The organism is Uniformispora flossi (assembly GCF_049534875.1).
In the GTDB taxonomy this organism is placed as follows: domain Bacteria; phylum Actinomycetota; class Actinomycetes; order Streptomycetales; family Streptomycetaceae; genus Yinghuangia; species Yinghuangia aomiensis.
Window position 1 is genome coordinate 85,605 of record NZ_JBMULZ010000022.1, and the last position, 25,564, is coordinate 111,168.

The following is a 25,564-nucleotide window of genomic DNA, read 5'->3' on the forward strand; positions in this document are numbered from 1 at the left end:
GCCATGCCCGACGACGACAAGCTCCGCGACTATCTCAAGCGCGCCACCGCCGACCTCCAGCGGACCCGCAAGCGGCTCAAGGACGCCGAGTCCCGGCGGAACGAGCCGGTGGCGATCGTCGGCATGGCCTGCCGGCTGCCCGGCGGCGTCCGTTCGCCCACCGATCTGTGGCGCCTGGTGCGCGACGGCACCGACGCGATGTCCGGTTTCCCGCAGGACCGGGGATGGGACCTCGACACTCTCGTCGACGCGGACGCGGACGCCGTCGGCAGGACGTATACCGATCAGGGCGGCTTCCTCGACGACCCGGGCGGCTTCGACGCCGGCTTCTTCGGGATCTCCCCGCGCGAGGCCCTGGCGATCGATCCGCAGCAGCGCCTGCTGCTGGAGGTGTCCTGGGAGGCGCTGGAGGACGCGGGTCTGGACCCCACGTCGCTGCGGGGCGACCGGGCCGGCGTCTTCACCGGGCTGATGTACCACGACTACGCACACCACGTGCTCGACCTGCCCCCGGGGCTCGAAGGCTACTTCGGGATCGGCAACTCCGGCGCGGTGGCCTCCGGCCGCGTGGCGTACACGTTGGGCCTGGAAGGACCCGCGGTGACGGTGGACACCGCGTGCTCGTCGTCGCTGGTCGCGCTGCACTTGGCCGTCCGGTCGTTGCGTGACGGGGAGAGCACGCTGGCGCTGGCCGGCGGCGTGGCCGTGATGGCGACACCCGAGGTCTTCGTGGACTTCTCCCGGCAGCGCGGACTCGCCCGGGACGGACGCTGCAAAGCGTTCTCGGACGCGGCGGACGGCACCGGACTCGCCGAGGGAGTCGGCGTGCTGGTACTCGAACGTCTTTCTGACGCGCAGCGGTTGGGGCATCGGGTCCTGGCCGTCGTCCGGGGTTCCGCGGTCAACCAGGACGGCGCATCGAACGGGTTGACGGCGCCGAACGGCCCGTCGCAGGAGCGGGTGATCCGCCAGGCGTTGGCGGACGCCGGTCTCACGGCGGCGGACGTGGACGCGGTGGAGGCGCACGGGACCGGCACGACGTTGGGCGACCCGATCGAGGCGCAGGCCTTGCTCGCCACCTACGGCGCCGAACGGTCTGCCGAACGCCCGCTGTGGCTGGGTTCGTTGAAGTCGAATATCGGGCACACACAGGCCGCGGCGGGTGTGGCCGGGGTGATCAAGACGGTGCTGGCCTTGCGTCACGGGGAGTTGCCGCGGACGCTGCACGCGGAAGTGCCGTCGTCGAAGGTGGACTGGTCGGCGGGTGCGGTCGAGCTGTTGACCGAGGCCCGGGAGTGGCCGGAGGCGGACCGGCCGCGTCGGGCGGCGGTGTCCTCGTTCGGGGTCAGCGGGACCAACGCCCACGTCATCCTCGAACAGGCACCCGCAGCCGCGGACGAACCCCGTCCGGAGCCCGGGGCCGCTGTCCTGCCGTGGGTGCTGTCCGGCGCCACCGAGGCCGGGCTGCGCGGCCAAGCGGCCCGGTTGCGTGCGTCGTTCGCCGCGCCGCAGGACCTCTCCGACGCGGCCGTCGGCCATGCCTTGTATACCGCGCGGGCCGCCCTCGACCACCGGGCGGTGATCGTCGCTCCCGACCGAGCCGCAGCGCTCGACGCGCTCGCGCGCGGGGAGACCGCGCCCGGGGCGGTGGCCGGGACGGCCGACGTCGACGGCCGGCGGGTCTTCGTGTTCCCGGGGCAGGGAGCGCAGTGGGCGGGCATGGGACGGGAGCTGTCGGCTTCCTCACCCGTGTTCGCCGAGGCCGTGGCGGAGGTGGCCGACGCGCTGGCGCCGTTCGTGGACTGGTCGCTGCGGGACGTGCTGCGCGACGGGGCGCCTCTGGAACGGGTCGACGTGGTGCAGCCCGCGTCGTTCGCGGTGACGGTGGCCCTGGCACGGCTGTGGCAGTCCTGGGGAGTCGTCCCGGATGCGGTGGTCGGCCACTCCCAGGGGGAGATCGCCGCGGCGTACGTGGCCGGCGTCCTGACGCTGGAGGAAGCCGCGGCGGTCGTGGCGCTGAGGTCGCAGGCCATCGCGCGCGGCCTGGCCGGTCGCGGCGGGATGGTGTCGGTCGGGCTGCCCGCCGACCGCGTGCGGGAACGGCTGAGCGCGGGGGTGGAGCTGGCCGCGGTGAACGGCCCCTCCTCGGTCGTCGTCGCGGGCGATACGGATGCTCTTGAGGCCCTGGTCGCCGCGTACGAAGCCGAAAGCGTGCGCGTCCGGCGCATCCCCGTGGACTACGCGTCTCACACGTCCCATGTCGAAGCGCTCCACGACGAGTTGGCGCAGCTCCTGGGCGGCCTGAAGCCGCAGGCGGCACGTATTCCGTTCTACTCCACGGTGGAGAACGGCCGGCTGGACGGCCCGGAGTTGGACGCCGGCTACTGGTACCGCAACCTGCGCCGGACCGTGCGCTTCGCGGACGCGACGGCGGCGCTCGCCGCCGAAGGCTTCCGTGCGTTCGTCGAGGTGAGTCCGCATCCCGTCCTGGTGCCCAGCGTGATCGAGACGTTGGACGAGCACGTGCAGGCGCCCACCGTGGTCACCGGCACACTGCGCCGCGACGACGGCGGCTTGGACCGGTTCCTGTCGTCCGCCGCCGAGCTGTATGTCCGGGGTGTCCCCGTCGACTGGACACCGCTGTTCGGCACGGTTCCCCCGGCTCGTCCGGAACTGCCCACCTACGCCTTCCAGCACGAGCGGTACTGGCTGGACCCGGTCCGGGCCTCGGCGGACGTGCGCCAAGTCGGGCTCGAATCCGCGGAGCACGCCCTGCTCGGCGCGGTCGTCGCCCAGCCCGACGGCACTGTCGTGCTGACCGGTCGCGCCGGGGAGAAGGAGCACGCGTGGCTCGCGGACCACGCGGTGGCCGGAAGCGTCGTGGTGCCCGGCGCGGCCCTGCTCGAACTCGTGCTGCGAGCCGGGGAAGAAGTGGGGCTCGCCGGCATCGAGGAGCTGGTGGTCGAGACGCCGCTCGCGGTTCCGGCCCGGGAGGCCGTACGCCTGCATGTGGCCGTGGGCCCGGCAGAGGTGCCGAGCGGGCGGCGCACCGTCGCGGTCTACTCGCGGTCCGAGGACGCCGATTCGTGGACTCGGCACGCCGACGGGTTCCTGGTGCCGACCGACGTCCCTCCGCCCGACGGTTCCGCCGCGGCCGCGGCCTGGCCGCCCCGCGACGCGGAGCCGCTACCGCTCGACGGATTCCACGACCGGCTGGCGGCGGACGGCTTTGCGTACGGCCCCGCCTTCCGCGGCCTACGGTCGGTGTGGCGCCACGGCGAGGACGTCTACGCGGAGGCCGCTCTCCCCGAGAACCTGAGCCCCGACGGCTTCGGGCTGCACCCCGCGTTGCTGGACGCCGCCCTCCAAGCCACGCACTTCCTCGGTCTTGCCGAACCGGAGCCGGGACACCTCCTGCTGCCCTTCGCGTGGAACGACGTTGCTCTGCACGCCACCGGCGCCACCGCACTGCGCGTCCACGCGCGCCGCACCGGTCCCGAGGCATTCGCCCTCACCCTGACCCATCCCGCCGGAGCCCCCGTTGCGCACATCGGCTCCCTGGCGCTGCGCCCGGTCGCCGCTTCGCGCGTCGCCGCCCTCGGCACGGCCGCGGGCGACCACCTTTACCGGCTCGACTGGGGCACTCCGCTCGCGCTGTCGCCGACCGGAGCCCCCGTCCCGGACCGGGTCGTCCTCGACCTCACCGGCCGCCCGGCGCAGGACCCCGCGGCGGCTCGGCAACTCGTCGTCGACGCTGTGGAGTTCCTGCACAGCCGCTTCGTCGACCCGGCAAACGAGAAGCTGGTTCTGGCGATCCTCACCGACCACCCCGGGATCGCGCCCGCCGCGGGCGCCGTCTGGGGTCTGACGCGCACGCTCCAGCTCGAACAGCCCGGACGGGTCGCGCTGGTGGCCACCGACTCCGCCGCCGACGCGCGCCGCCTGCTCCCGGCGATCCTCGCGTCCGGCGTCCCCCAAGCCGCGGTCGCCGGCGGCCGCACCACGGTCCCCCGGCTGACCCGGGTCGCCGGAGCCGGCGAGGCGCGGGCCACGCCCCTGGACCCCGACGGCACCGTACTGATCACCGGGGGTACCGGCACACTCGGAGGCCTGGTGGCGCGGCACCTGGTGACCGCGCACGGCGTACGCCATGTCGTGCTGGCCGGGCGGCGCGGTCCCGCCGCCGACGGAGCGGCGGAACTGCTGTCCGAGTTGGCGGCGCACGGTGCTTACGCCACGGCCGTCGCCGTCGACGCGGGCGACCGGGAGGCGCTGGCCGCCGTGCTCGACGAGATACCTGCCGAGCACCCGCTCACCGCCGTCGTGCATGCGGCCGGGGTACTGGACGACGGCGTCCCGGCCGTGCTGGACCCGGCGTGGCTCGAAGCGGTGTACCGGCCCAAAGTCGATGCCGCGTGGCACCTGCACGAGCTGACCCGAGGACGGGACCTGGCGGCGTTCGTCCTCTTCTCGTCGGGTGCCGGCGTCCTCGGCAACGCGGGGCAGGCCAACTACGCGGCGGCGAACGGCTACCTCGACGGGCTCGCGCACGTCCGGCGCGCGCAGGGCCTGCCGGCCGTGTCCCTGGCCTGGGGACTGTGGTCGCGGGCGAGCGGCATGACCGGACACCTCGGCGACGCCGACGTCGCACGGCTGGCCCGCAGCGGGCTGCGGGGGCTTTCCGACGACGAAGGCTTGGCGCTGTTCGACGCGGCCTTGGGTGCGACGGATGCCCTGCTGGTCCCCACCAAGCTGGACTACGGGGCGCTCCGGGCGCAGGCCGGCGCCGGAGAGCTGAACCCGACGCTGCACGCCCTCGTCCGGCCGCCGCGCCGGACGGCCACGGCGGCCGAGGAGGAGACCGGCGGTTTCGTCCGGCGCATCGCCCGGCTGACCGAACGCGAGCGGGCCAAGGAAGTACTCGACCTGGTCCGCGGTGCCGCAGCCGCTGTGCTGGGCCATGCGACGAAGAACGCGGTCGGCGCCGGGCAGGCGTTCAAGGACGTGGGGTTCGACTCGCTGGCCGGGGTGGAACTGCGCAACCGCCTCACCAAGGCCACCGGCATCCGGCTCCCGGCGACGCTCGTCTTCGACCACCCGACATCCGGCGCACTCGCGCGCCACCTGCTGACCCGGCTGCTTCCCGAGCCGGACGAGCCGGGCATCCCCGAACCGGCGACCGCATTCGATCCGGCAGCCCAGGAAGCACAAGCCCCGTCCGAAACCGCGATCGCCATCGCGGACATGGACGTCGACGCACTTGTCGCACGAGCCCTCGGTGGAAGGCAGTCATGACCACGACCACTGACCCGAAGGACCGGCTGGTCGAGGCGCTGCGGACGGCGCTGACCGACAACGAACGGCTGACCCGGGAGAACGCCCGGCTGACCGCGGCCGCCGGCGAGCCCATCGCGATCACCGGCATGGCCTGCCGGCTGCCCGGCGGCGTGGCCTCGCCTGCCGACCTGTGGCGCCTCGTCGCCGAAGGCCGCGACGGCGTCGGGCCGTTCCCCGCCGACCGCGGCTGGAACCTGACGGGACTGTTCGACCCGGATCCGGACCGGCCCGGGACCTCGTACGTCAGCGAGGGCGGATTCCTGCACGGCGCTGCCGACTTCGACGCGGCCTTCTTCGGAATATCGCCGCGCGAGGCGCTGGCCATGGACCCGCAGCAGCGCCTGCTCCTGGAGGTGACCTGGGAAGCCGCCGAACGCGCCGGGATCGACCCGCACCGGCTGCGCGGCACCGACACCGGAGTGTTCTCCGGCGTGATGTACCACGACTACGCCACCGCACTGCGGGAGGTGCCGGCCGGCCTGGAAGGCTTCCTCGCCACCGGGAACTCGGGCTCCGTGGCCTCCGGCCGGGTGGCGTACGCGCTCGGCCTCGAAGGCCCGGCGATGACCGTCGACACCGCATGCTCGTCCTCGCTCGTCGCCGTGCACCTGGCGGTGCAGGCGCTGCGCACCGGCGAATGTTCACGGGCGTTCGCCGGGGGAGTGGCGGTGATGGCGCAGCCGTCGCCCTTCGTCGAGTTCTCCCGGCAGCGCGGCCTGGCCCGGGACGGGCGCTGCAAGGCGTTCGCCGACGCCGCCGACGGCACGGGCTGGGCGGAGGGCGTGGCCGTACTGCTCCTCGAACGGCTCTCCGACGCCCGGCGCCTCGGCCGCCCCGTGCTGGCCGTCGTCCGCGGCTCCGCCGTCAACCAGGACGGCGCCTCCAACGGACTCACCGCCCCGAACGGCCCCGCCCAGGAGCGCGTCATCCGCCGCGCCCTCGCCAACGCCCGCCTCGCCCCCGCCGACATCGACGCCGTCGAAGGCCACGGGACCGGCACGACCCTGGGCGACCCCATCGAGGCCCAAGCCCTGCTCGCCACCTACGGCGCCGGACGGCCGGCCGAGCGGCCGCTGTGGCTCGGCTCGCTGAAGTCCAACATCGGGCACGCCCAATCCGCCGCCGGGGCCGCGGGCATCATCAAGATGGTGGAGGCCATGCGGCACGGCGTGCTGCCGCGCACTCTGCACGTGGACAAGCCGTCGACACACGTCGACTGGTCGGCGGGAGCCGTACAGCTGCTCACCGAAGCCCGGGACTGGCCCGACGAGCACCGCCCGCGCCGAGCGGCGGTGTCCGCCTTCGGCGTCAGCGGGACGAATGCCCATGTCGTCCTCGAACAGGGCGATCCGGAGCCGGTGGCGCCGGAGCAGCACCGTCCCGCGGCCCCCGTTCCCTGGGTCCTGTCCGCCGCCACCGCACCTGCGCTGCGCGAACAGGCCCGACGCGTCCACGACTTCGCGGAAGGGCCGAACGGCCGTGCGGCCGGTGCGGGCCGCATCCTGGCCACCGGCAGGGCCGCGCTGGCGCACCGCGCCGTCGTCGTCGCCCGCGGCGACCGGTTCCGCGACGGCCTCGCCGCCCTCACCCGTGCCGAGCCGGCCCCCGAAGTCGTCACCGGCACGGCCGACGTCGACGGCGAGACGGTGTTCGTGTTCCCGGGACAGGGGGCACAGTGGGTGGGGATGGGCCGGGAGCTGTCGGCCTCCTCGCCGGTGTTCGCCGAGGCGCTGGGGGAGGCGGCGGAAGCGCTGGCGCCGTTCGTGGACTGGTCGCTGCTCGATGTGCTGCGCGACGAGGCACCGTTGGAGCGGGTCGACGTGGTGCAGCCGGTGTCGTTTGCGGTGATGGTGGCTCTTGCGCGGTTGTGGGAGTCCTTTGGCGTGGTCCCGGATGCGGTGGTGGGGCATTCGCAGGGCGAGATCGCGGCCGCGCACATCGCGGGAGCGTTGAGTTTGGCGGACGCGGCGGCGGTGGTGGCGTTGCGGTCGCAGGCGATCGCGCGGGGTCTTGCCGGTCGTGGGGGCATGGTGTCGGTCGCGGTGTCCGCCGAGCGGGCTCGGGAACGGCTCGGCGGCGGAATCGAGCTGGCTGCCGTCAACGGGCCCTCGTCGGTCGTGGTGGCGGGTGATCCGGGCGCGCTGGACGGGCTCGTCGCCGCCTACGAAGCCGAGGGCGTACGGGTCCGGCGGGTTCCCGTGGACTACGCCTCGCACACCTCGCATGTCGAGGCGATCGAGGCAGAGTTGACGCAGGCCCTGGCAGGGGTGAAGCCTCGGGCAGCACGGGTCCCGTTCTACTCCACCGTCGACGGCCGGTGGCTCGAAGGACCGGAGTTGGATGCCGGCTACTGGTATCGCAACCTGCGTCGGACCGTCCGGTTCGCCGACGCGACGACGGCGCTCGCCGCCGCCGGATACCGCGCGTTCGTCGAAGTCGGCCCCCACCCCGTGCTCGTCCACAGCGTCACCGAGACCCTGGAAGCCGACGCCGGGCCCCGTGTCCCGGCCGTGGTCACCGGGACGCTGCGCCGCGACGACGGCGGCCTCGACCGGTTCCTGCTCTCCGCCGCGAAGCTGCACGTCCGAGGCGTTGCCGTCGACTGGACACCGGCCTTCGCCGACGCCCCGCCGGTGCACCCCGCCGATCTCCCGACCTACGCCTTCCAGCACCGCCACTACTGGCTGGAGTCCGCCCCGGCCACGCCGGCCACAGCGGCCACCTCAGGAGAGCTGCCGATGGAATCCGAGACCGACACGCCGACCGACGACGCCCTCGGCACCGACTTCGCCCGGCGGCTGGACGAATCGCCCCGGCGACGCCGGGAACTGCTGCTGGAACTGGTCAGGGCCGAGACCGCGGCCGTGCTCGGTCACGATGCGGGCGAACCCGTCGCACCCGACAGCGTGTTTTTCGACATCGGCCTGGTGTCGCTGACCGCCGTGGAACTACGGGACAGGCTGCAGACCGCCACGGGACTCGAACTCCCGACCCTGCTCGTGTTCGACCAACCGACCCCGGAGGAATTGGCCGCGCATCTTGCGGAGTTGCTTTTCGGAACGTCCGAAGAGGGGAACTGATCGTGGCCTTCTCCGTCGACACGTATCTGAAAGCGCTGGACTTCCCCGCGGCCCCGGAGCCGACCTGGGAGACACTGCGCGACCTCCACAAGCGCCATCTGACGAGCCTGCCGTACGACTCGTCGCTCAACACCGGCCGCGGCACCTCGCTGTGGGCCGGCGTGGACATCGACGTCGACGCGGTCTTCGACGCGATCGTGCTCGGCGGCCGCGGCGGTGTCTGCTATGAACTCAACGGAATCTTCCGGCACTTGCTCGATCGCCTCGGCTTCGAAACCGCGGTGTTGGCGGCCGGAATCCGGCAGCCGGACGACACCTTCGGCCCCGATCTGGAACACGTCTTCACCAGCGTCCGTCTCGGCGGGCGGTTGCTGCTCGTCGACGTGGGCTTCGTCGGGCCGTCGTACCTCGAGCCGCTGCCGGTGGAGCCCGAGACGGTCACCCGCCAGTACGGCACCGACTACCGGATCGTGTGCGCCGACGGCTATCACGTCGTGGAACGCCGCGGGCGGGCCGGCGACTGGCGCGCCGTCTACCGTTTCCACCCGCACCCCCGCGAACTGGCCGAATGGCTGGCCCCCTCGGATGAATTGGACGCCTTCGCCAGACAATTGGCGGGCAGCGGCATCGTCGTGCGCGGACGCGCCGTCGACAACGGGCAGCGGATCCTCATCGGCAAACGCCTGCTGTCGGTGGACGACGGCCACGAGCGGATGCGCGGAGTCGTCCGTCCCGACGACTACGCGCGGGTCCTCGCTGACATCTTGCGGCTGGATGCCCCGTGACCGCCGTCGAGGATGTCGCGGTCGTGGGGTACGGCCCGGTCGGGCAGGTCACCGCCTTGTTGCTGGCCGCGCGCGGCCACCGGGTGACCGTGGTCGAGCGGTGGCCGCGTCCGTACCCGATGCCGCGCGCGGTGTCGTTCGACGGCGAGTCCGCCCGCATCCTGGCCGCCGCGGGGATCGGCGGCGCGATGGAGCGCATTGCCGAGCCGTCGCGGGATTACGTCTGGCACAACCACGAAGGGCAGACCCTCTTCCGGGTCGACGTCCCCGAGCATGGGCACTCCGGCTGGCCGGATTCCACCTCCATGTACCAACCGGGACTCGAGGCGGCCCTCGCCGAGCACGGCACCACGCTGCCTGCCTTGCGAGTGCTGCGCGGCAGCCGCGTCACCGGTCTCACCGACCACGGGGACCGGGTGACCCTGGACGTCGACGGACCCGAAGCCCGGACCGTGACCGCCCGCTGGGTCGTGGGCTGCGACGGTGCGAACAGCCTGGTGCGCCGCGAACTCGGCGTCACCTCGACGGACTTCGCATTCTTCAACGACTGGCTCACCTGTGACGTGGCCCTGCACGAGCCGCGCCTCTTCGAGCCGAACAACCTCCAGGTCTGCGACCCGTCCCGACCCCGCACCGCGGTCTCGGCCGGCCCGGGACACCGCCGCTGGGAGTTCATGCGCCTCCCCGACGAGGACGCCGAGGAGTTCGGCACGGTCGAGAACGCCTGGCGGCTGCTCGGCCTGTTCGGCATCGACCGGGCGCACGCCACCCTGGAGCGGCATGCCGTCTACACCTTCCAGGCCCGCTATGCCGACGAGTGGCGGCGCGGCAGGGTGCTGCTCGCCGGAGATGCGGCACACCTCATGCCGCCGTTCGCGGGGCAGGGCATGTGCTCCGGTTTCCGGGACGCCGCCAACCTGGCCTGGAAGCTGGACCTGGTGCTCGCCGGACAGGCCGGTCCGGACCTGCTGGACACGTACACGGCCGAACGGCGCGAGCATGTGCGGCACGCGCTGCGGATGTCCATGGACCTCGGGCGGGTCATCTGCCAGACGGACCCGGTCGCGGCACGCGACCGCGACACCGCGATGCTGGCCGCGCAGGAACGGGCCCGGCATCGGCAGGTCGGGGCGGCCAAGCCGCGCACGCCCGTACAGGCGCTCACCGGCGGACTCCTGCATCGGACCACGGACGGCCGCCCGGCGGCCCCGGCGGGCGAACTCGTGCCGCAGGGACGGGTATCGGTCGACGGCGGGCCTGCCGGGTGGTTCGACGAGGTGGTGGGCCGCGGCTTCGTGCTGGTGGCCGACCGTTTCGCGGACACCCTGCTCGACGACGAACAGCGCCTCGTCCTGAAGGCGTTGGGGGCGAAGGTGGTCTGGATCGTGCCGCCCGGCACGCCGGGAACCGGAGGCCTGATCCGGGCAGCGGCGGGGGACCGGGTCGTCGAGGACTCCGACGGCGTGTATCTGCCGTATTTGGCGGCATCGGGTTCGGCGGCGGTGCTGGTCCGGCCGGACTTCTACGTGTTCGGTGCGGCGCGGGACCACGACGGGCTCGCGGCGCTGGCCGGCGACCTGCGAGCCCGTCTTGTCGAGGGTGCGCCCCCGGTCAGCCGACGCGCGTCGGTTCCCGGTGTGCCGCCGCCCGCGCGCGTTCCCGCAGGATCTCCGCGACCAGGCACGCCAGATCGAGGGACTGCCGGGCGTTGAGCCGCGGGTCGCAGGCGGTGCGGTAGCGGGCCGGGAGGTCCGCGTCGCGCACGTCCTGCGACCCGCCGAGGCATTCGGTGACGTCGTCGCCGGTGAACTCCAGGTGCAGACCGGCCGGATGGGTGCCGAGGTCGGCGTGCACGGCGAAGAAGCCGCGGATCTCCGCGAGGACCGCGTCGAAATGCCGGGTTTTGTGGCCCGAGGCCGCCAGGCGCGTGTTGCCGTGCATCGGGTCGCACAACCAGATGACCGGATGACCGGCCGCCGCCACCGCCGCGACCAGCGGCGGCAGGGCGTCCGCGACGCGGTCCGCGCCCATCCGGCCGATGAGGGTGAGCCGGCCCGGGGTGCGGTGCGGATCGAGGGACTCGGCGTAGGCGAGCACCTCGTCCGCCGTGGTGCCGGCACCGATCTTCACCCCCAGCGGGTTCGCGATGCCGCGGGCGAATTCGACGTGGGCGCCGTCGATGTGCCGCGTGCGTTCGCCGATCCACAGGAAGTGCCCGGACAGCCCGTAGCGGGCACCGTGCGGGGCGCGCCGGGACAGCGGGGTCTCGTAGTCCAGCAGCAACGCCTCGTGTCCCGCGAACAGTTCGGTCCCGGTCTCGGCCTCCACCGCGGCCACGATGTCCAGCGTCGACCGGGCGTCCGCGTAGGCGCGCAGCAGGCGGTCCGGGTCCGGCACGCGGGCGGCGGCCGTGGGTGCCGAGGCGTTCACGCTGTCGCCGCGGTAGGAGGGCAGGCCGTGGGCGTCGACCGGGCTGGAGCGGGGCTTGGCGTACTGGCCCGCGATGCGGCCGACCGGGACGACCGGCAGGCCGGACGAGACCTCCAGCACCGCCGCCGTGTGCAGCAGGGTGCGCAGGTTCGCGCGGATGTGCGCCGGGGTGTTGCCGGCGAAGGTCTCGGCGCAGTCGCCGCCTTGGAGCAGCAGCGCACGGCCCTCGGCGACGCGGGCGAGGTGCCGGTGCAGCCGGTCCACCGCGCGGGGCGCGACGGGCGGCGGCAGTTCCCGCAGCCGCCGGCGCACCTGGGCGAGCCGGGCGCGGTCGGGCCAGTCGGGCTGCTGGGCGGCGGGCGCCGTCCGTGCCGGGACGGCGGCGTCCGTCGAGTCGGTCATCTCCCTCATCCCGTCTTCCTCAGGTTGGCCCACAGGTCCGCGGGCAGGTCCTTCCGGCGGCGGATGCCGAGCTTGCGGTACACCCTGGTCAGGTGCTGTTCCACGGTGCTGGGGGTGACGTAGAGCTTCCCGGCGATCTCCCGGTTGGTGTAGCCGAGCACCGCCAGCGAAGCCACCCGGCGCTCCGAGTCCGTGAGCCCTTCGGTGCGTTCCATACCGTCGGCGATCGACTCGGCACCGCCCAGCGCGGTCGACACCGACAGCAGCTCCTGGGCGAGCGGCTTCATCGCGCACATGTTCGCCACGTGCAGGGCCTGCCGCAGCAGCAGCCTGGCCCGGCGCTTGTCGTTGTGGGACAGGTGCGCACGGCTCAGGTCGGCCAGCACGCGCACCTGCTCGAAACGGTCGCCGGACTCCTCGGCGAGGTCGATCGCCTCGGTCAGCAGCGGAAGCCGGCGCCCGGGGGGACCGGCCGCGGCCAGGACGCGCAGTGCGGGCCCGCGTGTGCTCGCGCCGTCGACGTCCGGGCGGCCGAGCTGTTCGTGGAGGAGCCGCCGTGCCTGGTCCCTGTTGTCCAGCCGCAGCCACGCTTCGGCCGCGTTGGTGCGCCAGGGCAGCAGTCCTGCCGTGTCCAGGCCCCAGCCGCGGAGCAGTTCGCCGCAGGACAGGAAGTCCGCGAGCGCGGCGTGGCTGTGCTGGGTGGCGAGGTAGTGGTGGCCGCGGGCATGGAGGTAGTGCAGCCCGTATTGGCTCTGGAACATCGCCTCGCTCACCGGGTGGGTGAGCTGTTTGGCGGCCTCCTCGTGCTCCCCCATGCGGGTGGCGGCCAGGACGAGCGTGCCCAGCGGCAGGCCCACCGCGACGCCCCAGCCCTTGGGGGTGAGGTGGCGGAGCGCCGCACGGCACAGTTCGGCGGCCGACGTCAGGTCGCCCTGGCGGGTGGCCACGTCGGCCCGTGCCGCGGCGTAGACGGCCCGGGTGGTCCGTGAATCCCGGTCCTCCGCGGCGCGGAGCAGCCGTTCGCTCCAGCCCGCGGCCTCGGTGAGGCGGCCGGCCAGCACCAGCACGCGCAGCGCCAGCAGGGCGGCTTCCTCCGCCCACGGGCTTCGGCGGCGCAGTTGCAGATCGCCGAGGACCTGCTCGGCCCGGTCGGCGGTCTTGTGGGCCCGCCCGCGGGAAAGCGCGTCCGCGAGAGCCGCCGCGGCGTGCAACTGCGGGTCGGTGCCGGGCGTGACCACACTGTGCCGCAGGTCCGCGGGGAGCACGGGGGTGCGCCGGCCGCGGGCCGGCGCCGGGTAGGTGTAGGCGAGCCACACCTCCGCGTCCCGCACGGCGGCCGCCTCCTCGATACTGCCCGGGTTGGCGGCGCCGACCCCCGTCCGCAGCCGGTCGAGCACGGCGAGCGCCTCGTCGTTGCGGCCGTGCCACAGCAGCTGCCGGACAAGCACCAGGCCTGCCGCGGTATCCAGGTGCCCGGCGTGGACGGCGGCGACCAGCGGAGTCAGGTGCCGGGCGGCCGTGGCGGGGTCGAGCTGCCACTCGGCCGCGGCGAGCCGGGACCGCAGCATGGCCCGGGTGGCCTCGTCCGTGCTGGTTTGGTGCGCCAACCGCAGGTACTGCGCGGCCAGTTCGGTCTGCTCGTCCAACAGGGCGTGCTCGGCGGCCTCCGTCAGCACGGTGACCGCCCACGGGGGCCGGACCCGGTCGGCGACGCGGCCGGTGACCAAGGCCCCGGCCGGTCCGTGGCGCGGGTCGGCTTCGATCAGGTGCCGTGCCACCGTCGGTGCGTCGGCACCGCGGGCGTAGCGCAGGTGGGCGGCTTTGCCGTGCAGTGAAGCCCGTTCGGTTGCCGACAGATCGTCCAGGACCGCGGTCCGGGCCGCGGGGTGCCGGAAGCGGCCGGCGTCGAGGAAGCCGGCGGCGTCCAGCGCGCGCAGCACCTCCCGGGCGGTCTCGGGTCCGTCGGGGTCGTCCGCGAACCGGTCGGTCTCGTCGTCGTCGGCGTCGTCGCCGAGGACCGCGAGCGCCCGGACCACCCGGAGAGTGACCGGCTCCGCCCGGTGCAGGCAGCCGAGCAGCGCCAGGGCGTACTCCTGCCCCGGGACGGCACCGGAGCGCCGGTGGTCGTCGACGAGGGCGTGCAGCAGCAGCGGGTTGCCTCCCGCGGCAGCCAGGATTGCCTCGCCCGCACTGCGTGCGCCCGCCTCGCCGAGGCCGCGGACGACCACCTCCCGTGCCCCGGCGGGGGACAGCGGTGCCAGGCGCAGCTGGTCGACGTGTTGGTGCCGGGACAACTCGGCGCGGAAGCGGCGGTGCTCGGCGCGCAGCACGGGCTCGTCGGTCATGACCAGCAGTACGCCGGCCTGCGGCAGCCGACGTACCAAGTGCAGCAGGAAATGCTGCGACGGCAGGTCGGCGTTGCGCAGATCGTCGACGGTGATCAGCAGCGGGGTGTCTGCGGCGACGGCGAGCAGCGCCCGGGTCACCTCGTGGCAGGCACGGACGAGTCCGGGCGGCGGCGGGCCGTCGCCCGGTCCGGGAACGCCGTGCCCGCCGACCGCGTCGAGGACCGCCGCGATCCGCTCCGCGTGCTCCGGCGGCCATGCGGTGCCCGTCAGCAGCTGGGTGACGACCCCGAACGGCAGGGTGCTCTCGGCGGCGGAACAGCTCGCGCCCAGGGTCCGGATGCCGTGCTGCCCGGCGCGCTCGGCGAAGGCCCGCAGCAGCGCGGTCCTTCCGGTGCCGACCGGCCCCTCGACGAGAACCGCGTGTCCGTTCCGTGCCGGACATCCGGTGAGCAGCCGGTCCAGGTGGTCGAAGTGTTCGTCGCGTTCCGTCAGCGAAACCACGTGACACCCCCCTGGGGTTGTGATCGTGCGAAATTCCGTCCTGGGCAACGACGCGGTCCGATCCGCGAGGTGATCGCCGCCGCCGGCCCGTGACCCATCCTCACGGATCGGCACCCACTGGCCGGGAACCGCGCGCCCATCCCCGGCCCATTCGCCGGCTTACGCGGAGGAGGAGACTCCGAAAACCCCGGTGCGTGGTGGCCTACACCCCTAAGTTCGCCGCTCGGCGTTGAGACGGGGCCGACCGCGCCCGGACGATCGGCACCGTCACCGGTCCGTACCGCAGGGGGTCCCCACGCATGCCCAATCGACGCCAATTCGTCGGCGCCACTGCCGCCGTGCTCGGCGCGGCCACCTTGGTGCGCAGCGCCGTGCCCGCCGCCTCGTCCGAGTCCCGGGAGGGCAGCGGCGGCCCGCAGGCCGCACAGCCCGCGACCAGTACCAGGCTCACCAAGTTCCGTGATCCGCTGCGCATTCCTCCGGTGATCGAACCCTCCGCGTCGACCACGCAGATCACCGTCCGGCAGGTCGCCACCACGGTGCAGTTCCACTCCGAGCTGCCGGCGACGCCGGTGTGGGCCTACGAAGGATCGGTACCGGGGCCGACCATCGTCGTCCGCCGCGACCAGCGGTTGCGGGTGGCTTGGCGCAACCGGATCGGCGGGGAGTTCCCGGTGACGGCCATCGCCGTGCCGTTCACGGACCTCAATTCGCTGCTCGATGCGGGACGCGGGACCGCCACCCCCGACGCGTCCGTCGCCGCGCTGCCCGCCTGGAACGTCGTCCATCTGCACGGCGCCGTCACCGGGGGCGGAAACGACGGATGGACGGAGAACGGCATCTCGCCCGGCGACACCCAGCTCGTGGAGTACGCGAACGCGCAACGCGCCACCGCGCTCTGGTACCACGACCACGCCAACTGCATCACGGCCTTCAACGTCTACGCCGGACTCGCCGGGCAGTACCTGATCCGCGACGCCGAGGAAGACGCGCTGAACCTGCCGTCCGGCAACCGCGAGGTGCCGCTGCTCATCGCCGACCGCAACATCGACACCGACGCCCAAGGCGTCCCCACCGGGCGGCTTCTGCACCGCGTCGGCTACATCGACGGCGGTCCCGCCGACATGCCGACCCGGCTCAAACTGCCGTCCATCGGCCCCTACAACGTGGTCAACGGCGTCATCTGGCCGTACGCCTCGGTGGACGCCCGCTGGTGGCGCTTCCGCGTGCTCAACGGCGCGAACACCCGCGAATACACCGTGCAGCTGCGCGTCGAGAACCCCGACGGCACGACCACCCCGGTCGCCGGCGCCCTGGTGCAGATCGGCGGCGACCAGGGCCTGCTGCCCGCACCGGTGCGTCTCGACGCACTCACTCTCGGCGCGGCGGAACGCGCCGATGTGCTCATCGACTTCACGCAGTTCGCCGGCAAGCGCCTGGTGCTGGCCGACATCAACACGAGCGCGCCCTCTCCGCTGGGTCCCGAGGTGCTCCAGTTCCGGGTCGAAAGGGCGCGGTCCGCCGAGACCTTCAGGCTGCCGGCGGTGCTGTCGCCGTCGTTCCGGCGGCTGACCCGGGCGGACCTTCCCACCGACCACGTCGAACGATGGATCGCGCTGTCCACCGACGACGGCGGACCGCTCGGACACCCGCAGATATGGGAGCTGACCGAGATACCCGCCGGCTACCAGGCGCAACCCGGCGACCGGATTGTCACCGTCACCGACCGCGGCGGGACTCCGCGGTCCTTCCGCAAGTCCGCGAGCGTCCTCGACGACACGCTGGGCTTCTTCGTCGCCCAGGATGCCTGGGAAGTGTGGAACTTCGTCCACCTGGCCGGGCCCGGCCACCCCATGCACGTCCATCTGCTGGGGTTCCAGGCGCTGGGCCGCGACGTCTACACCGCGCGCGCCGAACCGGGGGCGGACGACGTGGTCCGGTGGACCGCGACCTACCAGGCTCCCGGGACGCTCGGTCCTGAAGAACAGGGCTGGAAGGACACCATTCGCGTGCAGCCCTCCGAAGTGGTGAGCGTGGCAGGCCAGTTCACTGGAGCAGCAGGACGATATCTCTACCACTGCCACATCCTCGAACACGAAGACGAGGGCATGATGCGCCCGTTCGTCGTGGCACCCAAGCAAGTGCTCGCGCGGATGGGCCACCACGGGGGCGGGCATCCGACGGGCCACGAGCACATGCATTAGCCGACGCCGCTCACAGCGCTTGGGGGGAAGGGGGGAGCGGGCGCCGACCGGGTCAGCCGGCGGCGCCCGTCAGGCTGTGCAGGCAGGCGATCAGGCTGCGCGCCTCGACGTTGACGTAGTGGCTGTGCCGCAGCAGGCCTACGAGCTGGTGCAGGGTCAGCCAACGGAAGTCGGGCCCCGGGTCGGGGGCGTAACCGGGGTCGGTTTCGATGACCACGTAGCGGTTCCTCGCGTGGAAGAAGCGGCCGCCTTCCTCGGACAGCAGGCTGTCGAAGCGGATCGCTTCCGGTGCGGCCGCGGTCACCTCGTCGAGGAACCGGGGCCGCGCCGCGTCCGGCAGCCAGGCGTAGTTGCCGGGCGTGGCCTGCACCGTCGGTCCCAGCTCGATGACGTCGAGGAAGCCCGGCTGGACGCGCGCGTGCACCAAGGCGTGCAGTACTCCGTCGACCTGCTTGACGAGAAACGCGTTGACGCCGATGCCGATCGGTTCCACCATCGGCTGGCACCAGCCGGCAACCTCGCGGTGCCCGGCCCGCACGCTGATGCCCATGACGTCGAAGAAGAGCCCGGATTCATGGGAGACCGCCAGTTCGGTGCGGGTCCACCCCTCGACCTGGTTCAGCGGCATGGGGGCGGCCCGCACCTCGTGGCGGCTCCGGGTATCGGTGATCCAGCTCAGGATCGACCCGGTGCTCAGCAGGCCGCCCGCGTCGTCGCTGCACGAGCGCCGCAAGGAGGCCCGGAAGTCTCCCTCGGGACGGGCGAACGACGCCGCGAGGCCCGCGCCGGAGAAGGGCAGGCACGACAGCACGGTGCGGGAATCCATGTTGACCACCGCGTCGCGCGCCATGAGCACGTGGATCTGCCCCAAAGTGAACCAGGCGAATCCGTCCCGGAGTTCCACGTCCTCATCGGTCTCGACGATGATGTTGCGATTCCGTTTCCGGTAGAACCAAGCGCCTTGCTCGGATTGGAGGACGTCGGCGACGACGCGGTTCCGTGCGGTGTCGAGGAAGTAGTCCACGTAGGGCACCGAGGATCCCCGATGGACTTTTGTGTAGTTGCTGCGGGTCGCCTGCACGGTGGGGGAGAGTTCCACACCGTAGAAATTCCCCGGTTCGTTCTTCGCCTGCATGAGAAAATGCAGGACGCCGTCGAATTCCTTGGCCAGAATGCCGAGGATCCCGATCTCCGGCTGCGTGATGATCGGCTGCGTCCACGCCGGCACGGCCGACCCGCGTACCTCCGCGGACAGGCCCTCGATCCGGAAGAACTTCCCGCTCTCGTGCACGATGTTGCCGGTCGCCGCATCGGTGTGCCAGCGGTCCAAAGCGTCCAGCGGGACACGCTCCACGGCCACCACGTCGACACCGCGGCGTTCCGCGATCCATGCCTGGAGATCCGCCAGAAGGGAGACGCCGTCGACCGCGAGCGCGGACTCGGTGATGCGTACGGCGGTGGACCGGTCCGCCGCCGGCGTGGCGATGATGCCGGACATTGAGCCTCCCAGAGCAGCCGGAAAAAGCAGCCAAGAAAATGCCCCGCCCACGATGCCAGGGAATTTTCGGCGCAGCCTTCGGACTGCGGGAGTCAAGGGTCGTTTAGGGGTGGCCGCCGGGGTTTTCCCCGATATCCCGAGGGGTTGACCCCCGGGAGATCCCCTTCCTAATCTCGGCGTTCGGTCGACAGCTCTTCCTGCACGAAAACCGGAGGTCTGGCAGTGAGCGCGGAACGCGTGGAGGCAGGGCCCCTCAGGTTGGGCGTCATCGGATGCGCCGGAATCGCCTGGCGGCGCATGCTGCCCGCGATCGCCGCGAATCCCGATGTCGAGCTGGTGGCGATCGCCAGCCGCGACGCGGCCAAGGCGCGGACCTTCACCGACCGCTTCGGCGGCGAACCCGTGACCGGGTACGAACGGCTGCTGGAGCGCGACGACATCGACGCGGTGTACGTGCCGCTGCCGGCACTGCTGCACGCCGAGTGGATCGAGCGGGCACTGCGGGCCGGCAAACACGTGCTGTCCGAGAAGCCGCTGGCCCCGACGTTCGAGAGCGCCGTCGCGCTGGTGCACCTGGCCGAAGCACGCGGGCTCGCGCTGCTGGAGAGCTTCATGTTCCTCTGCCACTCCCAGCACACCCGGGTCCGGGAGCTGACCGCCGACGGCGTCATCGGGGAACTCCGCAGTCTCACTGCCGAGTTCGCCTTCCCGTCGCACGACTACGACGCCATCCGCTGGCAGCCCGACATCGGCGGCGGCGCACTCACCGACATCGGCGTGTACCCGATCCGCACCGCGCTGTTCCACCTCGGCGCGTACGTCGACGTGGTCGGCGCCACCTTGGACGTCGATCCCGAACGCGCGGTCGACACAGCCGGTGCCGCGCTCGTGGTGGCACCCGGCGGAGCGAGTGCCCATCTCACCTGGGGCATGCGCCATTCCTACCGGTCCCGGTACGCGCTGTGGGGCAGCTCCGGGCGCATATCCGTGCAGTGGGCTTACACCCCGCCACCCACCCACCAGCCCGTGATCAGGATCGAGCGGCAGGACCACGTAGAGGAATTGACACTGCCCGCCGAGGACCAGTTCGCGACGGTCGTGGCGGCCTTCGTCGCCCGCGTCCGGAAGGGCCAACCCTCGGGTCTCGAAGGCGAATCCGTCCTACGCCAAGCCCAACTCGTCGACCGGGTCCGGGAAATGGCGCTCTGCCGACCCGGCGTCACCACCAACGAGCGGATCGGACCGGCATGAGCGCGACAGACAAAGACCTCATCCTCGAACTTGCCCGCAAATACCACCGCGACGAGCAGGCGCAGCGGGAGTTCGTACCCGGAGAGACTCCGATCCTGCCGTCGGGCGCCGTCTTCGACGAGGACGACCGGGCGGCCCTGGTCGAAGCGGCACTGCTCATGCGCATTGCCGCAGGTCCGGCCTCCGCGACGTTCGAACGACGGTTCGCCGAACTGCTGGGGCGGCGCAAGGCACACCTGACCAACTCGGGCTCCTCGGCCAACCTCCTGGCCCTGACCGCCCTCACGCAGAAGGAGACCGGAAAGCGGCGGCTCCGCCGCGGCGACGAGGTCGTCACGGTCGCGGCCGGCTTCCCCACCACGGTCAACCCGATCGTGCAGAACGGCCTGGTGCCGGTGATGGTCGACGTGTCGCTGCGTACCTACAACACCACCGCGGATCTCGTCGCCGAGGCCATCGGGCCGCGCACCCGCGGCATCATGATCGCCCACGCGCTGGGCAATCCGTTCCCGGCGGCGGAGATCCGGCAGCTCGCAGATGCGCACGACCTGCATTTCGTCGAGGACAACTGCGACGCGGTGGGGTCCTTGTACGCGGGACGGCCGACCGGCAGCTTCGGCGACCTGGCCACCGCCAGCTTCTATCCCGCGCACCACCTCACCATGGGCGAGGGAGGATGCGTGGTCACCGACCGCGTCGCCCTGGCCAAGATCGTCGAGTCGCTGCGGGACTGGGGCCGGGACTGCTGGTGCGAGCCGGCGGCCAGCGACACCTGCAAGAAGCGCTTCGGCCACCAACTCGGCAACCTGCCCTACGGCTACGACCACAAGTACACCTTCTCCCGTGTCGGCTACAACCTCAAAAGCACCGACCTGCAAGCCGCCCTGGGCCTGGCCCAGCTCGACAAGCTTCCGGAGTTCGGCGCCGCCCGGCGGCGCAACTGGCAGCGGCTGCGCGACGGCCTCGACGGCGCGCGCGGGCTGCTGCTGCCCGAACCCACCCCCGGCAGCGACCCGAGCTGGTTCGGCTTCGTACTCACCGTCGCGGACGACGCGTCCTTCTCCCGCGCCGAGATCGTCGACCATCTGGAGGCGCGCAGGATCGGCACCCGCATGCTGTTCTCCGGCAACCTCGCCCGCCAACCGGCCTATCAGGACGTCGAGTTCCGGGTCGTCGGCGATCTGCGCAACAGCGACACCATCACCGAGCGCACCTTCTGGATCGGCGTCTACCCCGGCATCACCAACGAGATGATCGACTACGTCGTCACCACGATCCGCGACTTCACCGCGGCCCGCCGCTGAGGCCGCGCACTCCCCGCCAACTGAGGGCGTATGTAGGGGGTCACTGAGGGGGGCCGGGCGGCCCCCGCCCCGCAAGACTCTCTCCGGGCACCCCGTTCGTCGCCCGTCTGCCACCACCACGAGACCGACCTGGAGAGGCTGTGACCCTGCGCTCCGCCACCGCACCCCGTCCGGCGTCCGCGCCGGGCGAGACGGACGCGGACGAGGGCCGGACGACCGCGGCACGGCCGGCCCCGCGGCTGCGCGGCCCCGGAGTGCGGCCCGGACTGGCGCTCGCCGTCGGATGGCTCCTCGTGGTCGTCGCGGCCGGCCTCGCCCCCGAGCTGTTCGGCGCGGCCGACCCGCTGGCCGTGCATCCGGCCGACAAGCTGCACGGGCCGTCCTGGGCGCATCCGTTCGGCACCGACTCGCTCGGCCGGGACCAGTACGCCCGGCTGGTCCACGGTGCCGGCGTCTCCCTGCTGTCCGCGCTCATCGCGACCGGCGTCGGGCTGGTCACCGGCTCGCTGCTCGGCCTGCTCGCCGGCTTCCTGCGCGGTGCCGCCGACCTGGTGATCATGCGGATCGTCGACATGCTGCTCTCCGTCCCGGCCCTGCTGCTTTCCCTCTCCCTGATCGCCGCGCTCGGCCCCGGCACCCACAACGCCGCCATCGCCGTCGGCGTGGCGAGCATCGCGACGTGCGCCCGGATCATGCGCGCCGAAGTGCTGCGCATCCGGGAAAGCCGGTACGTGGACGCCGCCCACTCCAGCGGCGCCCGCCGGACCCGCGTCCTGTTCCGGCACGTCCTGCCCAACGCGCTCGGACCGGTGTGGGCCCTGGCCGCCCTCGAGTTCGCCGCGGCGATCCTCGCCGTCTCGTCGCTCAGCTTCCTCGGCTACGGCGTCCTGCCGCCCACCCCCGAATGGGGCTCCATGGTCTCCGACGGCCGGGACTACCTGAGCGTCGCCTGGTGGCTGACCACCTTCCCGGGCCTCGCGGTGGCCATGACCGTGATCGCCGCCAACCGGCTGTCCCGGGCCTTCGACAGCGAACGGACCATCCTCCGATGACCGCCCCCCGCCGCGACCCGGCACCGCTGCTCGACGTCGACGACCTCGTCGTCCACTACCGGCTGCGCCGCGGGCTGCTCACGGCCGTCCAAGGGGTGAGCCTGCGCGTGGATCCGGGCGAGACGGTCGCCGTGGTCGGCGAGTCCGGGTCCGGCAAATCGACCACCGCGCACGCCGTACTGGGCCTGCTGCCCGATGCGGCCCGTATCGGCGGCGGCACGATCACGTTCGACGGACAGGACCTCACCCGGCTCGGCGAACGCCGCCGCCGCGCCGTACGCGGCCGCGGCATCGCCCTGATCCCCCAGGACCCGGGCACCGCCCTCAACCCGGTGTGGCGGGTCGGCCGGCAAGTCGCCGAGGCACTCACCACGCACGGACTGGCCGACCGCAGGAGCGCACCGGACGCCGTGCTGCGCCTCCTCGCCGACGCGGGGATACCCAACCCCGAGCGGCGCGCCCTGCAGTACCCGCACGAGTTGTCCGGCGGGCTGCGGCAGCGCGTCCTCATCGCCATCGCGATGGCCGCCCGTCCGCGGCTGATCGTCGCCGACGAGCCGACCAGCGCGCTCGACGTGATCGTCCAGCGCCAGATCCTCGACCACCTCGGCGAGCTGACCCGGGCATCCCACACCAGCGTCCTGCTGATCACCCACGACCTGGCGGTCGCCGCCGAACGCGCCGACCGCATCGTGGTGATGGCCGCGGGCGAGGTCGTCGAGGAAGGCGTGCCCGACGCCATCGTGGGCGACCCGCGCCACCCGTACACCCGGCAACTGATCGCCGCGGCACCCTCGTTCTCCACCGCGACCCGCCGACGCCCGGTCGCCGCCGCGCCCGGGACACCGAAGGCGCCGCCGGCGGCCCGGGTCGAGAACCTGGTCATGGACTACCGCGTGCCGCGCAGCCCCGAACCACTCCGGGCCGTCGACGGCGTCACCTTCGAAGTGCCCCGCGGCGAAACATACGCACTGGTCGGCGAATCCGGTTCCGGCAAGTCCACGGTCGCCCGGCTGCTGCTCCGCCTGGCCGAACCGACGGCCGGACGCGTCCACATCGGGGGAGAAGACGTCACCGACCGGCGCGGACGTGCGCTGCGCCCGTTGCGGCGCCGCGCCCAGCTCGTCTACCAGAACCCGTACGAGTCGCTGAACCCGAAGATGACGGTCGCCGCGATCGTCCGCGACCCGCTGGCCGCGCACGGGATCGGCACACGACGCGAACGCGCCTTCCGAGCCGCCGAGTTGATCGACCTGGTGGCGCTGCCCGCGGACGTCGCCAACCGCCGGCCCGCCGAACTTTCCGGGGGACAGCGGCAGCGCGTCGCGATCGCCCGCGCGCTGGCGCTCGACCCGGAACTCCTGGTGTGCGACGAGCCGGTGTCCGCCTTGGACGTGTCGGTGCAGGCGCAGATCCTCGACCTGCTCGCCGACCTCCAGGACCGGCTCGGGCTGAGCTACCTGTTCATCTCCCACGACCTCGCCGTGGTGCGCCAACTCGCCCACCACGTCGGCGTGATGCGGCAGGGACGACTCGTCGAGAGCGGTCCCGCCGAACGGATCCTCGGCTGTCCGGGCCACCCGTACACCCAGGCGCTGCTGGCCGCCGTCCCCGGGGCATCCGCCCCCGCCGCCCGGTCCTGAATCCGGGAAAGGAGCCGGGCCGCCCGAGCGGCCGGCCCGAATTTCTGCGCGCATCCGCACGGATGCCGTCTCTAAGGAGAAGTACAAGCATGTACGCCGAGAAGTTCAGATCCCGTGTCGCCCTGGCGGCGGCCACCGTGGCGGCGGCCCTGCTGCTCGGTGCCTGCGGCGGCGGGACCGACGACAGCGCCGCGCCCGGGGCCAAGGACGCCGGAGCACCCCGGCAGGGCGGCACCTTGACGGTGGCCCTCCAGTCCTCGTCGCAGAGCGCCAATCCGCGGGCCTTCACCGACACCTCCGCGGTCTACGTCAACCGGCAGATCTTCGACTCCCTGGTCGACCAGGACCCCGCCACCGGCGAGATCCTCCCGTGGCTGGCGTCCTCGTGGCACGTCAACGAGACCGCCACCGAGTTCACCTTCCACCTGCGCAGCGGCGTCACCTTCTCCGACGGGACGCCCCTGACCGCGGACGTCGTCAAAGCCAACTTCGACGACATCATCGCCAACAAGGCCAAGCTCAACCCGGCGATCGTGCCCGTCGTGCAGGCGCTGACCGGCGCGAAGGTCGTCGACCCGCAGGCCGTCACCGTGAGCTTCGCCAAGCCGAACGCGGCGTTCCTGGTGAACGCGGCCCGCGTGGCATTCGCCATCCAGGCTCCGGCCACGCTCGCGCTGCCGTGGGACCAGCGGGTCGACAAGGTCGTCGGGTCCGGGCCGTTCGTCCTCGAATCGTTCAGTCCCAACCAGGTGACCCTGAACCGTCGCGACGGGTACACCTGGGCGGGGGGCAGCCTGCACACCGCGGGCGCGGCGCACCTCGACAAGGTCGTCTTCAAAGTCGTCCCCGAATCGGGCGTGCGGACCGGGAGCCTCAAGTCCGGTCAGGTGGACGCCATCAACGACGTCCCCGCCGCCGACATCCGGACGCTGCGCGACAGCGGCCAGCAGGTGGTGACCTCGCCGAGCCCCGGTCTGGTGTGGGGCCTGGTGCCGATCTCCGCCCGCGCCCCGCTGGACGATGCCAACGTCCGCCGCGCGCTGAGCCTGGCCGTCAACCGCACCGAGGTCCGCGACACGGTCCTCACCCAGGACTTCGCCACCGCCACCAGCGTCCTCGCGCACACCACGCCCGGCTACGTCGACCTCGGCACGTCGCTGACGTTCGACCCGGCCGAGGCCGGCCGGCTGCTCGACGCGGCCGGCTGGACCCGCTCGGGGGACAACGTGCGGGAGAAGGACGGGAAGAAGCTCACGCTCGTCGCGGCCTGGTTCCGGATCTCCAGCGCGGCCCAGAAGTCGCTGGAGCTGATCCAGGCGCAGCTCGCCAAGGTCGGGGTGGACCTGCAACTGCTCGAGCAGACCGGACTGCAGATCGTGGACGGGCTCAAGCAGGTCAAGTACGACTTCTTCTGGACCAACGGCACCTCCGCCGATGGCGACATCCTGCGCTCGTCGTTCTCCAATGCCGCGCCGAACTACTACCGCATCCCCGACGGGCCGCTGCAGCCGCTCCTGGAGCAGCAGTTGTCCGCGGGCGACCCGGCCGCCCGCAAGCAGCTCCTCGCCCAGGCCCAGCAGCAGATCGTGCAGCAGACGCTGTACCTGCCGGTCTACGAGCAGACCACGGTGCTCGCCGCCGGCAAGAAGGTGCACGGCCTCGAACTGGCGGCCGGAGCCGGACTCGCCCCGCTCGTCAACGTCTGGCTGTCCTGACCACCTTCACCTCA

Annotated in this window: 11 protein-coding genes and 2 pseudogenes; 10 read left to right on the forward strand and 3 right to left on the reverse strand. The window is 72.5% G+C overall.

Features of this window, described 5'->3' with window-relative positions:
• Positions 1–3 precede the first annotated feature (3 nt).
• From ACPA54_RS33580 to mhpA, 4 genes and pseudogenes are all read left to right on the forward strand, one after another.
• Positions 4–2,715, forward strand: a pseudogene (locus tag ACPA54_RS33580) (type I polyketide synthase); the annotation flags it as partial.
• Positions 2,716–2,756: 41 nt separating this feature from the next.
• A pseudogene (locus ACPA54_RS33585) lies at positions 2,757–8,417 on the forward strand (SDR family NAD(P)-dependent oxidoreductase); the annotation flags it as partial.
• Between the two features lie 2 nt (positions 8,418–8,419).
• Positions 8,420–9,202, forward strand: coding sequence for an arylamine N-acetyltransferase family protein (locus tag ACPA54_RS33590; RefSeq protein WP_423535516.1), 783 nt, complete (start codon positions 8,420–8,422; stop codon positions 9,200–9,202).
• Positions 9,199–10,914 (forward strand): bifunctional 3-(3-hydroxy-phenyl)propionate/3-hydroxycinnamic acid hydroxylase MhpA, encoded by a 1,716-nt coding sequence (gene mhpA / locus ACPA54_RS33595; protein WP_423535518.1) that lies wholly within the window; start codon positions 9,199–9,201, stop codon positions 10,912–10,914. The genes ACPA54_RS33590 and mhpA overlap by 4 nt, the downstream gene beginning before the upstream one ends.
• Here the strand turns inward: mhpA and ACPA54_RS33600 are convergent.
• Together ACPA54_RS33600 and ACPA54_RS33605 are read right to left on the reverse strand one after the other, a co-directional pair.
• Positions 10,814–12,034: a 3-deoxy-7-phosphoheptulonate synthase gene (locus ACPA54_RS33600; protein ID WP_423535520.1), complete on the reverse strand. Its 1,221-nt coding sequence runs from the start codon at positions 12,032–12,034 to the stop codon at positions 10,814–10,816. The two genes, mhpA and ACPA54_RS33600, sit on opposite strands and share 101 nt — an antisense overlap.
• 5 nt (positions 12,035–12,039) lie before the next feature.
• Positions 12,040–14,883, reverse strand: a complete 2,844-nt coding sequence (locus tag ACPA54_RS33605; RefSeq protein WP_423535522.1) for an AAA family ATPase — start codon at positions 14,881–14,883, stop codon at positions 12,040–12,042.
• Between the two features lie 299 nt (positions 14,884–15,182).
• Here ACPA54_RS33605 and ACPA54_RS33610 point away from each other — a divergent pair, with 299 nt between their 5' ends.
• Positions 15,183–17,087: a multicopper oxidase family protein gene (locus tag ACPA54_RS33610; protein WP_423535523.1), complete on the forward strand. Its 1,905-nt coding sequence runs from the start codon at positions 15,183–15,185 to the stop codon at positions 17,085–17,087.
• Between the two features lie 52 nt (positions 17,088–17,139).
• On the opposite strand, the gene ACPA54_RS33615 is transcribed toward ACPA54_RS33610, so the two are convergent.
• Entirely contained in the window at positions 17,140–18,585 is a 1,446-nt protein-coding gene (locus ACPA54_RS33615) for an NDP-hexose 2,3-dehydratase family protein (protein WP_423535525.1), read from the reverse strand.
• A 222-nt stretch (positions 18,586–18,807) separates the two neighbouring features.
• Between ACPA54_RS33615 and ACPA54_RS33620 the strand changes: the two genes are divergently transcribed.
• The 5 genes from ACPA54_RS33620 (at position 18,808) to ACPA54_RS33640 (ending at position 25,550) form a co-directional block, all read left to right on the forward strand.
• A complete protein-coding gene (locus tag ACPA54_RS33620) occupies positions 18,808–19,836 on the forward strand; it encodes a Gfo/Idh/MocA family protein (RefSeq protein ID WP_423535527.1) in 1,029 nt (342 codons plus the stop codon).
• Positions 19,833–21,140 (forward strand): lipopolysaccharide biosynthesis protein RfbH, encoded by a 1,308-nt coding sequence (gene rfbH / locus ACPA54_RS33625; RefSeq protein WP_423535529.1) that lies wholly within the window; start codon positions 19,833–19,835, stop codon positions 21,138–21,140. The genes ACPA54_RS33620 and rfbH overlap by 4 nt, the downstream gene beginning before the upstream one ends.
• A gap of 140 nt (positions 21,141–21,280) precedes the next feature.
• Positions 21,281–22,192: an ABC transporter permease gene (locus tag ACPA54_RS33630; protein ID WP_423535531.1), complete on the forward strand. Its 912-nt coding sequence runs from the start codon at positions 21,281–21,283 to the stop codon at positions 22,190–22,192.
• Complete coding sequence (locus ACPA54_RS33635) at positions 22,189–23,835, forward strand: dipeptide ABC transporter ATP-binding protein (protein ID WP_423535533.1); 1,647 nt, start codon at positions 22,189–22,191, stop codon at positions 23,833–23,835. Before ACPA54_RS33630 ends, ACPA54_RS33635 begins: the two co-directional genes overlap by 4 nt.
• Before the next feature lie 89 nt (positions 23,836–23,924).
• Complete coding sequence (locus ACPA54_RS33640; RefSeq protein ID WP_423535535.1) at positions 23,925–25,550, forward strand: ABC transporter substrate-binding protein; 1,626 nt, start codon at positions 23,925–23,927, stop codon at positions 25,548–25,550.
• Positions 25,551–25,564: the final 14 nt, after the last annotated feature.

Bases quoted from the DNA above. Each gene is read 5' to 3' on its own strand.
- ACPA54_RS33600 (WP_423535520.1), bottom strand. From the start codon at position 12,034: ATGACCGACTCGACGGACGCCGCCGTCCCGGCACGGACGGCGCCCGCC.
- ACPA54_RS33610 (WP_423535523.1), top strand. From the start codon at position 15,183: ATGCCCAATCGACGCCAATTCGTCGGCGCCACTGCCGCCGTGCTCGGC.
- ACPA54_RS33615 (WP_423535525.1), bottom strand. From the start codon at position 18,585: ATGTCCGGCATCATCGCCACGCCGGCGGCGGACCGGTCCACCGCCGTA.
- rfbH (WP_423535529.1), top strand. From the start codon at position 19,833: ATGAGCGCGACAGACAAAGACCTCATCCTCGAACTTGCCCGCAAATAC.
- ACPA54_RS33635 (WP_423535533.1), top strand. From the start codon at position 22,189: ATGACCGCCCCCCGCCGCGACCCGGCACCGCTGCTCGACGTCGACGAC.
- ACPA54_RS33640 (WP_423535535.1), top strand. From the start codon at position 23,925: ATGTACGCCGAGAAGTTCAGATCCCGTGTCGCCCTGGCGGCGGCCACC.